Annotated in this window: 10 protein-coding genes; 5 read left to right on the plus strand and 5 right to left on the minus strand. The window is 65.5% G+C overall.

Annotated features, from left to right (window positions below):
* Positions 1–17 precede the first annotated feature (17 nt).
* On the minus strand, positions 18–764 hold the full coding sequence (locus A3Q7_RS0114985) for an SDR family oxidoreductase (protein ID WP_018412716.1): 747 nt from the start codon (positions 762–764) through the stop codon (positions 18–20).
* Positions 765–920: 156 nt separating this feature from the next.
* Here A3Q7_RS0114985 and A3Q7_RS0114990 point away from each other — a divergent pair, with 156 nt between their 5' ends.
* Entirely contained in the window at positions 921–2,027 is a 1,107-nt protein-coding gene (locus A3Q7_RS0114990; RefSeq protein WP_040570997.1) for a response regulator, read from the plus strand.
* 12 nt (positions 2,028–2,039) lie between these two features.
* A complete protein-coding gene (locus tag A3Q7_RS0114995; protein ID WP_018412718.1) occupies positions 2,040–6,077 on the plus strand; it encodes a PAS domain-containing hybrid sensor histidine kinase/response regulator in 4,038 nt (1,345 codons plus the stop codon).
* Between the two features lie 21 nt (positions 6,078–6,098).
* Here A3Q7_RS0114995 and lipA read toward each other — a convergent pair whose 3' ends face one another.
* Genes lipA through A3Q7_RS0115015 form a run of 4 tightly spaced genes read right to left on the minus strand, consistent with a single transcriptional unit; the run spans position 6,099 to position 9,180 of the window.
* Positions 6,099–7,064: a lipoyl synthase gene (gene lipA / locus A3Q7_RS0115000; protein WP_018412719.1), complete on the minus strand. Its 966-nt coding sequence runs from the start codon at positions 7,062–7,064 to the stop codon at positions 6,099–6,101.
* A gap of 4 nt (positions 7,065–7,068) precedes the next feature.
* Positions 7,069–7,698 carry a lipoyl(octanoyl) transferase LipB gene (gene lipB / locus A3Q7_RS0115005; RefSeq protein ID WP_026224880.1) on the minus strand — a complete coding sequence of 210 codons (630 nt, stop codon included), beginning with the start codon at positions 7,696–7,698 and terminating at the stop codon, positions 7,069–7,071.
* Between the two features lie 37 nt (positions 7,699–7,735).
* The gene (locus tag A3Q7_RS0115010) at positions 7,736–8,032 is read right to left on the minus strand and encodes a YbeD family protein (protein ID WP_018412721.1); all 297 of its coding nucleotides are present in this window, start codon (positions 8,030–8,032) and stop codon (positions 7,736–7,738) included.
* An 11-nt stretch (positions 8,033–8,043) separates the two neighbouring features.
* Positions 8,044–9,180 carry a D-alanyl-D-alanine carboxypeptidase family protein gene (locus A3Q7_RS0115015; protein WP_018412722.1) on the minus strand — a complete coding sequence of 379 codons (1,137 nt, stop codon included), beginning with the start codon at positions 9,178–9,180 and terminating at the stop codon, positions 8,044–8,046.
* A gap of 225 nt (positions 9,181–9,405) precedes the next feature.
* Between A3Q7_RS0115015 and A3Q7_RS0115020 the strand changes: the two genes are divergently transcribed.
* The 3 genes from A3Q7_RS0115020 to A3Q7_RS0115030 all read left to right on the plus strand — a co-directional run bounded on the left by A3Q7_RS0115020 (position 9,406) and on the right by A3Q7_RS0115030 (position 12,263).
* Positions 9,406–9,735, plus strand: a complete 330-nt coding sequence (locus tag A3Q7_RS0115020) for a hypothetical protein (protein WP_018412723.1) — start codon at positions 9,406–9,408, stop codon at positions 9,733–9,735.
* Between the two features lie 108 nt (positions 9,736–9,843).
* Positions 9,844–11,064, plus strand: coding sequence for a TolC family protein (locus A3Q7_RS0115025; RefSeq protein ID WP_026224882.1), 1,221 nt, complete (start codon positions 9,844–9,846; stop codon positions 11,062–11,064).
* Positions 11,065–11,102: 38 nt separating this feature from the next.
* Positions 11,103–12,263, plus strand: a complete 1,161-nt coding sequence (locus A3Q7_RS0115030; RefSeq protein WP_018412725.1) for an efflux RND transporter periplasmic adaptor subunit — start codon at positions 11,103–11,105, stop codon at positions 12,261–12,263.
* Positions 12,264–12,308: the final 45 nt, after the last annotated feature.

The raw sequence follows: 12,308 nt of genomic DNA on the forward strand, positions 1-12,308 counted from the left end.
GCCTTCGCACTGCGCTGTCAGCCGGCTTCGTCCAGCCGTCGCAGGTCGACCACCGCCGCATTGCCGAAGTGTGTGGAAAGCAGGTGGGCGACAAAGCGCTGCGCGCAGGCATCGGGCGTCCATAGCTGACCGTCGCGCTTCAGTGCGTCGAAGCGGATGCGCTGCGGGAAATCGGCGGGATCGCAGGCGCGGATACGCGCCTGCATGTCGGTGTCGACAACGCCCGGCGCGACGCTCGATATCCGGCAGCGCGCCGGCGCGTCCAGTGCGGTTGCGCGCGCATGCTGGTCGAGCGCGGCCTTGCTCGCGCAGTAGATGGACCATCCGGCATACGGGGTGCCGGCGGCACCGCTCGACACATGGGCGATACGTCTCTCGGCGGCCTGCGCGCTGGCCGCCAGCACGGCATCGGTCAGCATCAGCGGTGCGGTCACGTTGAGCGCGATCGCGCGTGCGATGGCTTCGCCCGACTGTGTGCCCGGTGCCCCGACCGGCCCCAGCGTGCCCGCGTTGTTGATCAGCAGCACACGGTCCCCGGACGCCAGGAACTCGCGCAGCGCAGGACCGTCCAGCCATTTGCGCAGTGCGCCGGTATCGGACAGATCGAGGGACTGCTGTTGAAGCCCGGCGCGTACGCTGCCGTTAAGCCTTCGTCGGGAAATGCCAAGCACGGTCATGCCCCGGTCCAGCAGCGCATGAGCCAGCGCCAGGCCCAGTCCGCTGCTGTGACCGGTCACGACGGCTCGCCAGTTGCCGATATCCATATTCCAGATCCGATTCGGGAAGTCCGGATTGTCACTCAGCCTGCGCCGAGGGATTACGCCATCCGGACGATGGCCCTTGCGGAGTAATATTTGCTTACATCGAGCGCGGCGCATGTCCCGGAGATTGCATTGAACGCACCGCACACCGACGCCGACATGGCGCAGAAGACCGTTTTGCTGGTTGACGATACGCCGGAGAACCTCACTGTTCTTGGCGAAATCCTGATGCCGTACTACCGGGTGCGGGTGGCCAGTTCCGGCTCGCGTGCGCTGAGTGCAGCGATGACCGATCCACGGCCGGATCTGGTGCTGCTCGACGTGATGATGCCGGACATGGATGGCTACGAAGTCCTGCGCCGCCTGCGCCAGGACCCGAGGACCGTGGACCTTCCGGTCATTTTCGTGACCGCGCTCGACACCACGGAGGATGAGGCGCACGGACTCGAACTGGGTGCGGTCGACTACATCACCAAGCCGGTTCGTCCGGCCATCGTGCTGGCGCGTGTGCGGGGTCAGCTCGAACTGAAGACTTCGCGCGACCATGCACGCGACCATGCGCAGTGGCTCGAATCCGAGATCGCGCGCCGGATCGGGCAGTACCGCATGATGCAGGATGTCAGCATGCGCGCGCTGGCCAGCCTCGCCGAGGCGCGCGACAATGAAACCGGCAATCACGTACTGCGCACCCAGAATTATGTGCGGACTCTTGCGGAGACGCTCGCGACACGGCCCGGTTTCCGGTCGCTCATGACGCAGGAGCGCATAGACGCGATGAGCAGGGCGGCACCGCTGCACGATATCGGCAAGGTCGCCATACCTGATCACATCCTGCACAAACCGGGCCGCCTGAGCGAGGATGAATGGGCGGTCATGAAAACCCATGCGCGACAGGGTGCGGACGCGATCTGGCGCGCCATCCGCGATCACGACCGGAATGAGGAACGCGAGGCCCTGGATTTCCTTTACGTGGCGATGGACATTGCTGCCCATCACCATGAGAGATGGGACGGCAGCGGCTACCCGGACGGCCTGGCCGGTCAGGACATTCCCCTTGCGGCACGGCTGATGGCGCTGGCTGATGTGTTCGACGCGCTGATAAGCCAGCGGTGCTACAAGCCGGCGCTGCCGATGGAGCAGGCAAAATCCATCATCTGCGCCGGACGAGGCAGCCATTTCGACCCCGACGTGGTCGATGCCTTTCTGATGCGAGCCGACAACTTTGCCGAAATCGCCGCCCGCTACGCTGATGGCCGGGCCGCCTGAACGGGGCCGGCAATGAGCGGGCGGTTCGCAGCCGGTCCGTGGTGTGCGGCACTGGTGTTGCTCGCGCCGGACGTCGCGCGCGCAGCCGGTTTGCTGGAGGCGCTCGCGCGCGATGCCGTCGAGGTCTGGCGCGATCACTTCAGCTTCATGATCGTACTGCTTGCCGCCCTGCTGCTTGTCTGCGCACTCATCATCCTGCAGGGCATGCATGCCCGCCATCTGCGCCGCGCCCGGGCCCAGGCCGATCGCGATGCCGCCGATCTGGCGCAGCAGCGTGCGCGGCTGCGCATGCTGCTCAACGCCATCCCGGATCTGGTGTGGTTCAAGGACGTAGATGGAAAATACCGCTTCTGCAATCCGCGTTTCGAGCAACTTTACGGATGCAGCGAGCCGGATCTGATCGGTCGCGACGACTATGCCTTCGTCGACCGCGAACTGGCCGACTTCTTCCGGGCCAAGGACAGGGCGGCGCTCGAGGCCGACGGTCCGCGCTCCAACGAGGAATGGCTGACGTTCTCCTCTACCGGTTATCACGGGCTGTTCCTGACCACCAAGACACCGGTGGTGGATCGCAGCGGCGTACCGGTCGGTGTGCTGGGCATCGCGCGCGACATCACCGAGGCGCGGCGTGCCGAGCTGGCTCTCGCTGAGCGCATCAAGGAACAGCGTTGCCTCTACGCGGTATTCCGTGCGACCGAGGATTTGCTGCGGCCGCTGGACCAGGTGCTGAGCGAGGTAGTGGCCCTGCTGCCCGCCGGATGGTTGCATGCGGACCGTGCCTGTGCCTGCATCGAGTATGACGGCCGGACATACGAGAGTGGCGAGTTCGACCTGGCGGTGAGCCGGATCGAGGAGCCACTCGAAATCCGCGGCGTGCCGCGCGGCAGCGTGACGGTGGCCTACCCCGTCGGGGTGGGGGGCGTACCCGATCCTTTCCTGATCGAAGAGAGGCTGTTACTCGAGGCGGTCGCCGATCGGCTTGTAAGCACCATCCAGAGACGCGAGGACGAAGCCCAGGCGCGTCGCACCGCCCAGATCTACGGCGCAATCGTTTCGCAGGCCTCCGAGGCGATCACGTTGATCGATGTCGAGACGCTGGCCTTTGTCGAATTCAACGATGCGGCATGCAGTTCCCACGGCTACACGCGCGAGGAGTTCGCGCGGCTCCGGCTGACCGATGTGCAGGCCGACCAGGACGAGGCCGAGGTCCGCCGCAACATCGCACGTCTGGTCGAGGCCGGTGGCGGCGACTTCGATGTGCGGGGCCGGCGCAAGGACGGCACCGTCATCGATGTCAGGGTAAGCGTGAAGGCCATCCAGCTCCAGGGCCGGATCTACCTTTCCAGCATCTGGTCCGACATCACGGAGCGTTCCAAGGTACAGGCCCAGCTCGATCGCGAGCGCCGCCGCCTGCAGGACATCATCGATGCCACGCGCGCCGCTACCTGGGAACTCGAGCTGAGCACCGGTGCCATGCGCGTGAACGAGCGCTGGGCCGATATGCTTGGCCATACGCTGGCCGAGGTGATGCCGCTGACCATCGACAACCTTGAGCGCTACGTGCATCCAGACGATCTGGCGGTCGCGCGCGACCGGCTGTTCAAGCATCTGGCGGGCGAGGCCCCGCATTACGAATACGACATACGGATGAAACACCGTGAAGGTCGCTACGTCTGGGTGGCGGCGCGAGGCCAGGTGACCCGCCGTACGCCGTCGGGACAGCCGCTGGTGATCAGCGGCACCCATATCGATGTGTCGGAGCGCCGCGAGGCCGAGGAGAGGCTGCGCGAAAGCGAGGAGAGGTACCGTCTTCTGTCGGAGAACGCGAATGACGTGATCTGGCTGTATGACCTGGATGCGCAGCGCTTCCTGTACATCAGCCAGGCGGTCGAACGCATCACCGGCCTGACGGTGACGGAAGCGATGGCACTGTCCTTCGAGCAGGTGATGACAGCGGACAGCTACCGCCGCGTCACGGCAGCGCTCGCGGCCCAGATCGCTGACTTCGCGGCGGGAGACGAAGCGGCCCGTACGCGGTCGATCGAGATCGAGAAGCTGCGGCGCGACGGAAGCTGTCTGTGGGTGGACATCGCGATCACCCTGCGTACCGATGCGCATGGCCGGGTGACGCTGCTGCAGGGCGTGACCCGCGACATCTCCAAAACCAAGGCGGCCGAAGCCGAGCTGCATGCATATCGGCACCATCTTGAGGATCTGGTACGCAGCCGCACAGCGGAACTGGAGCGGGCGCGTATCGACGCGGAAGCGGCCAGCCGCGCGAAGAGCACCTTCCTCGCCAATATGAGCCACGAGATCCGTACCCCGATGAATGCCATCATCGGCTTCACCCATCTGCTTCGACGCGAAATGACCACGCCGTCGCAGATCGAGAAACTGGACAAGGTGTCGGCTTCGGCGACGCATCTGCTCGGTCTGATCAACGACGTGCTGGATCTGTCCAAGATCGAGGCTGACCGGCTGCAGCTCGAGGAAGTGCCGTTCAACGTGCTGGCGACGATAGACCATGCGCGCAGCATGATGACCGAACGCATCGTGGCGAAGCATCTCAGTCTGGTCGAGCAGGTCGACCCCGCGCTGAACGGTCTGCAGCTCCTGGGCGATCCGCTGCGCGTCGGCCAGGTGCTGATCAACTACATCGGCAACGCGGTGAAGTTCACCGAGGCGGGTCGCATCACGCTGCGGGCTCGGTTGCAGGACGAGGAGGAGGACCACGTGCTGGTGCGCTTCGAAGTCGAGGATACCGGCATAGGGATCACTCCGGAGAAGTTGCCGCGGCTGTTCGAGCCATTTGAGCAGGCCGAGGCCTCGACCACGCGAAAGTATGGCGGCACGGGTCTCGGGCTGGTCATCTGCAGGAGACTGGCGCGTCTCATGAGTGGCGAGGCCGGCGTGATGAGCGAACCCGGAGTGGGCAGTTGTTTCTGGTTCACGGCCCGTTTCCGACGCCTGCACTCACCTGTCGACGCCCGGACCGACGGCGTGCGCAGGGCCCTGCGTCACGACGCCCGGGTGCTGGTGGTGGAAGACAATCCGATCAACCAGGAAGTGGCGCGTGAGCTGTTGCTGCGCCTCGGGCTCAAGGTGGATGTGGCAGCGAATGGCGAGCAGGCGGTCGATGCGATGCGGGCCGGCGGCTATGATCTCGTGCTGATGGACATGCAGATGCCGGTCATGGATGGCCTGGAAGCCACGCGCCGGATACGTGCACTGGATGGCATGGCGGATCTGCCGATTCTCGCGATGACCGCGAACGCGTTCGAGGAGGACAGGCGGCGTTGCATCGAAGCCGGCATGAACGGGCACCTCAGCAAGCCAGTCGATCCGGTACGTCTGTTTGCCGCCCTCTCGCAGTGGATCGCCGCGGACGACGATGACAATGAGTTTGCTGCCGCATCGCCGGTGATCACCGCGAGTGTGCTTCCGGCGCTGCGGTCCCCGGCCTGCGCGGACGTACTCGATGTGGAAGCCGGACTGCAGTCGCTCGCCGGAGACTGGGACTCCTATCGCAGCCTGCTGACGGTGTTCGCCGAGCACCATGCGCAGGATGTGGATGCGCTTGAGGAGGCGCTGGCGCGGCAGGACACGCAGATGGCCATCCATGTCGTGCATGCGCTGAAAGGCGTTGCGGCCACGCTGGGCGCGCGCGCGCTCCAGACCTGCGCCGCGAACGTCGAGCGCGCTTTGCGGAGCGGCGGCGGCTGTGCGCCCGGTCACCTGGCGGAATGCCGTCAGGCGATGCAGTCGGTGCTGGACGAAATCGCCCGTTTGCCGGAAGTGAACTGTGATCGCTCATCGTCGGCCGACGATGGCGTGCTGCGCGATCTGCTCGCCCACCTCGGCCTGTTGCTCGAACATGACGACATGCGGGCATCGACCGTATGGCGGGAATTGAAACCTCAGTTGCAGGCGCGTTATGGCGGTGCCGGCATCGGAGAACTCGCACGGCTGATCGAGTCCTTCGAGTTCAGCGAGGCCAGCGTGGCACTGCGGGCACTGCTTGCTGCCCATCCCGGCCTCGCCCGTCCGTGAAGCGCGGCAGGGCGGGCCGCTTCAGCCTGCGCTGGCCACCCCTGCCGCGTGTGCCTGGCGATCGGCGTGGTAGCTGGAGCGCACCAGAGGGCCGCAGGCGGCATGAGTGAAGCCCATGGCCTGCGCCTCGCGTTCGAACCTCGCAAAGGTATCCGGATGCACGTAGCGCAGCACCGGCAGGTGACCGCCCGACGGTTGCAGATACTGCCCCAGGGTGAGCATCTGCACGCCGTGCGCGCGCATGTCGCGCATCACGTCCAGTATCTCGTCGTCGGTCTCGCCCAGTCCGAGCATGAGACCGCTCTTGGTCGGTACCTCCGGGTGGCGTGCGCCGAACTCACGCAGCAGGTCCAGCGAATGCGCGTAGTCGGAACCGGGGCGCGCCACCTTGTACAGGCGGGGCACGGTTTCCAGATTGTGGTTCATCACGTCCGGCGGCGCGGCGTCGAGTATGGACAGCGCAATGTCGAGGCGACCGCGGAAGTCGGGCACCAGCACCTCTATGCGGGTGTGCGGCGAATGAAGGCGCACCGCGCGTATGCAGTCCACGAAATGCTGTGCGCCGCCGTCGCGCAGGTCGTCGCGATCCACGCTGGTGATGACGACATAGTTCAGCTTGAGTGCGGCGATGGTTTGCGCGAGCTTCTCCGGCTCCTCGGCGTCGAGCGGGTCGGGGCGCCCGTGGCCGACGTCGCAGAACGGACAGCGGCGCGTGCATTTGTCGCCCATGATCATGAAGGTGGCGGTGCCGCCGCCGAAACACTCGCCGATGTTCGGACAGCTTGCTTCCTCGCACACGGTATGCAGGCCGTGTTCGCGCAGGATCTGCTTGATCTCGCCGAAGCGGCTGTCGTGGCGTGCAGCGCGCACCCGTATCCATTCGGGTTTGCGCAGCGTTTCCGCCGGCACCACCTTGATCGGAATGCGTGCGGTCTTGGAGCTGCCCTTCTGTTTTGCGGTCGGGTCGTAGGCGGTCGATTCGCTCATGGCTTCAGGTTCGCGGAGGATAGAGGACACGCTGTAGCGCATCCGTCAGTTGCCGGCCCAGCACCTCCGGTGGGAGGTCCAGGCCGAGATCGCGCGTCTGTGTGACGCGCAGGCCACTGTAACCGCAGGGATTGATTGCGGCAAACGGGGAAAGATCCATATCCACGTTCAGCGACACCCCGTGGTAGGTGCAGCCGTTGCGCACGCGCAGCCCGAGCGCGGCGATCTTGGCCTCGTCCGCACCGGTGCCGACATAGATGCCGGGCGCGCCCTCGCGTCGCTGCGACCGGATGTCGTGGTCAGCCAGCAGCTCGATGACCGCCTGTTCGATGCGCCGGACCAGCTCGCGCACGCCGAGGCCGGCGCGCCTGAGGTCGAGCAGTGTGTAGATGATCACCTGGCCCGGTCCGTGATAGGTCACCTGCCCGCCGCGATCACTGTCCACCACCGGCACGTCGATATCATGCAGCAGGTGCTCGCGGCGGCCGGCCAGTCCCAGCGTGAACACCGGCGGGTGCTCGACGCACCAGAGCTCATCCGGCGTGCCCGCTTCCCTGCAGGCGGTGAAGGCCTGCATGTCCCGCCACACCGGCAGGTAGTCGCGGCGGCCCAGCGTGCGCACGCACGCGCTCACCGCCTCGCCCCCTTGCCGGCATGCGGCGGGTGCGTGTTCATAGCACCACTTTCACCATCGGGTGGCTGCTCAGCTCGCGGTACAGCGCGTCGAGCTGGGCCTTCGAGGTTGCGCGTATGGTGGCGGTCAGTCCGATGTAGCGACCGCCGGACGACGGACGCATGCCCAGCGTGGCAGGATCGAAATCCGGCGCGTGCCGCAGTACCACCTCGACCACGACCTGGGCGAAGTCGTCGTGGCGTTCGCCCATGATCTTGAGCGGGAAATCGGTCGGGAATTCGAGCAGCGTATCGGCGCGCGAGCCGGTCTGCGATGCGTCCTGTCCATCGGCCATGCGAGTATTCCTCAGAGACCCAGCCAGAGCCGGATCTGGTCCCATGCGCGGCGGAAGAAACCGCCTTCCTCGACCGCCACCTTGGCCACCAGCGGATACTCACCGGCCGGTTTGCCGTCGATCGACACCTTCATGGTGCCCAGTGCCTGGCCTGCGGCGACGGGCGCGATCACCGGCGACTGCAGCACGATGTCGCGGCTCACCTTCCCGCCCTGTCCGCGCGGCAGCGTCAGCACGACGTCGTGTGCCACCCCCAGTTGCACGCTGCCGGCGCTGCCCTTGTACACCGCTGGCGCGGCGAGCACCTCTTCGGCCAGAGCCACGCGCGCATTTTCCCATGCGTTGTAGCCGTAGTTCAGCAGGGTGGCGGACGATTCGATGCGGCCTTTCTCGTTCGGCGCACCCAGCAGCACCGACACGATGCGGCGCCCGTCGCGCTTGGCGGACGACACCAGACACCAGCCGGCGGCATCGGTATGCCCGGTCTTCATGCCATCGACGCTGCGGTCCATCGTGAGCAGCCGGTTGCGGTTGCCCTGCTTGATGCCGTTGTAGGTGTAATCCAGCGTCGAGTAGAGCGGGTAGTACTCCGGAAAATCCGTGATCAGCGCGCGCGCGAGCAGGGCAAGATCGCGTGCCGTCGTGGTGTGGCCCTCCTCGGTCAGTCCGGTGGCATTGCGGTAGGTGGTTCCGGTCATGCCCAGCCGCTTCGCTTCGGCATTCATCATCTGGGCGAACGCGGCCTCCGACCCGGCGATGGCTTCCGCCAGCGCGACGCAGGCGTCGTTGCCGGACTGGATGATCATGCCGCGTATCAGTTCGTTCACCGTGACCGGCTTGTCCGGCGCGATGAACATCTTGGAGCCACCGGTCTTCCACGCGGCAACGCTGACCGGTATCACCTGGTCGGGCTTGAGCTGTCCGTTCTTCAATGACTTGAAGGTCAGGTAGGCGGTCATCAGCTTGGTGAGCGAAGCCGGCTCGACTGCATCGTCGGGCCGGGACTGCGCGAGCACGGCGCCCGACTCATGATCGATCACCAGCCAGGCCTTTGCATCCGGCTGGGGCGGGGGAATCTGTTCGGCGGACGCATGCAGCGGGAGGAAGGCGGATGCAACGAGCGCGCAGCAGCGCAACAACTTGGACATTTGAGGTACCGGGGTGAGCAGGACAGCGCCGCAATTTTAGCAAAGCTGCGCCGTCATCCGGCATGGAATCTGCTTTGATTACTTCGTGTTGCAGTGCAGCCGGCAACAATGGTTTCATTAAGATGTGTTTTCATTCACAGTAATGCCGCGGCGACTTGCGTCCGCGCCGCGCCGGGCTTCCTGCGCAAGGAACTCCGGCTACGTTCATGCGTTCTGACGCGCCTGATGACATATACCCGTCTCCCTCTGCTGTTCATCACACTGGTGCTGGCCCTCGCGGTTCATCTGCAATGGCCTGGCGCGTCGGCGCTCGCCGATGCACCACAGGAGTGCGTGGAATGCGAAGTCGTCGAAACGCCTGATTTCGCGCCGACCGATGTCTATGGCGTGCTGATGCACAAGTTCGAGCTTGCCGGTGATCCCCCGGATAACTTCGTGGCGGAAGTCCGTCGTCGTCCCGCGCGCGAGGCCCGTCCGGAATGGGTGGCCGGCTTTCTCGCACTGCTCGATCCACACGCTTCGCGCGTGCTTCTCCGGCCACCAAGACTGGCCTGAGCAAAGCGCTTTCTCCGGCGGAGCCTGGTCTCCGCCAAACGTCTGCCGGATGTGGCAGGCGTTGCCCGCTGTTTCGCCGTTTTCCATATTTGTCAGGGCATTCGACCCATGAAAAGAAAAGCATTTGCCCTCGTGCTTCTGCTCGGCCTGTCCATTCCTGCGATGGCAGCCGAACGCTTCACGCTGGACCAGTTGCGATCGCTCGCGCTGTCCGGCAATGCCACCCTGGGTGCCGCGCGTGCCGACGTCGACGTGAGCAAGGCCGACACATTGACTGCCCGCGCCTATCCCAATCCGGAGATCGAAGTGTCCGGTGGTGATCGCGATGCGCGCAGCCCGGGGCTGGCGCCCGGTTCGCTCGCTTCGGTCACCTTGTCGCAGCGCTTCGACTACCCGTCACAGCGCGATGCCCGGTTGCGTGTTGCCGAAGCGGGCGTCGCGTCGGCGCGTTCCGGGGCGCAGGCCTTCGAGATCGATCTGCTGGCCCGCCTGAAGCAGGCGTTCTTCCTCGTCGTGAGATACGAGAGCGAGCTGCGCGCCGCGCGCGAGGACCTGGAACTGGCGCAGGCGATACGCAATCGCGTGGGCGTGCGGGTCGATACCGGCGAAGCGGCGCGCTACGAGCTGATCAAGGCCGACACGGAACTGCTCAATGCGCAGAAGAACGCGGATGCCGCCGTGCTGCGCATTTCACAGGCCAAGGCGCGGCTGCGCGCGCTGGTGGGAGGAGGCGTGCCGGCGGACTTCGAGGTGGATGGCGTGCTGGCAAGCGAGTTGACGCTGCCGCCGCTGGACCAGTTGCGCGACACCATGCTCGATACCAATCCGGACATGCAGCGGCTGAAGGCGGAAATCGAGCGTTCGAAACAGCAGCTCGAGCTGGAGAAGCTGCGCCGCATGCCGGATGTGTCCTTGCGCCTGGGCTATGACCGCGATCCCGAATACGAAGCCAACAAGATTGGCGTGGCGGTGACGGTGCCGCTGTTCGATCGTCGTCAGGGGCCGATTGCCCAGGCCGCTGCACAGGGCGAACGCACCCGCATGGCGCTGGAAGGCCGCACCTTCGAACTTCAGCAGCAACTGGACGCTGCCTACCGTCAGTACGAACTGTCCCGCATGCAGATCACCGCACTGGAGAACGGCATCCTGCGCGAAGCAGAGGGCGCACTCAAGGTGGCCGAAGCCGCCTACAAGTTCGGCGAGCGCGGCATCCTGGATTTCCTGGACGCGCAGCGCGTGTTCCGTGCCGCCCGCAACGAGCTGATCAGCGCCCGCTACGAACTGATCAATGCGGTCACCGAAATCGAGCGGCTGGGCGCCCTGCGCTGAGCCACTGAACAGAATTCCTCAAGATCCGAGTGCACAAAATGAAACGCATCCAATTCCCGGTCCTCAGCGCAGCACTGGTCGGTGCTTCGCTCCTGCTTGGCGCATGTTCAGACGGCGATGCCGACAAACCGGCAGCATCCCAGGCGCAGGCGCCGGCCGATCCCAACCTGGTCACGGCGGGCGACAACCTCGGCAACATCATCAAGATGGGCAAGGTGAGCAAGGTCGAGCTGTCCGACACCTTGCGCGTGGCCGGCCAGGTCGACTTCGACGAACAGCGCGTCACCCGCATCGGTGCGACGGTGACCGGGCGCGTCACCGAACTGGTGGCGACGCTGGGTCAGCCGGTGAAGGTGGGCGATACGCTGGCGGTGCTCAACAGTACCGAGCTGGGCGCGGCGCAACTGTCCTACATGAAGGCGCGCGCACAGGCACAGCTCAACCAGCGCAATGTCGAGCGCGCGCAGCAGTTGTTCGCGGCGGACGTGATCGGCAGTGCCGAACTGCAGCGACGCGAGAGCGAACTGGCGATCTCGCTCGCGGAACAGCGCGCCGCGGCCGACCAGCTCCGCGTGCTCGGCGTGTCCTCGAAGTCGCTGGAGAAGCTGTCGGAAAAGGGCACCATCAATTCGGTGTCGCCGGTGGTCGCCACCATGGGCGGCACCGTGGTCGAGCGCCTCGTGGCCCAGGGCCAGGTCGTGCAGCCGAGCGAAGTCATGTTCACGGTGGCCGATCTGTCGCGCGTGTGGGTCGAGGCGGAAGTGCCTGAACAGCAGGCGGCCGCGGTGCGCCCGGGACAGAACATCCAGGTCGAGATTCCGGCGCTCGGCCAGCAGCTCACCGCCAAGCTCATCTTCATCGCGGATACGGTGAATCCGGCCACCCGTACCGTCATGGTGCGCAGTGAGCTGGACAACAGCGACCGCTCGCTCAAGCCCGCCATGCTGGCCACCGTGATGATCGAAGGTCGTCCGACCGCACGCCTCGCGGTCCCGGCCACCGCCATCGTGCGCGAAAACAACAAGGACTACCTGTTCGTCGAGGTCGGCCCGCAGCAGTACCGCCTGACCGAGGTGGCGCTGGGTGCGGCGATCGGTGACATGAGACCGGTTCTGGGCGGCGTGGCCGAAGGCACGCCGGTGGTGGTGGAAGGCGCCTTTCATCTGAACAACGAGCGCAAGCGCAAGGAACTCGAATGAGTGCCGCACGAAGTCGCCTCTCCGCGCAACCGATGAACTGGAGCC

Origin of the sequence: Methyloversatilis thermotolerans (assembly GCF_000372885.1) — a bacterium.
GTDB lineage: Bacteria > Pseudomonadota > Gammaproteobacteria > Burkholderiales > Rhodocyclaceae > Methyloversatilis > Methyloversatilis thermotolerans.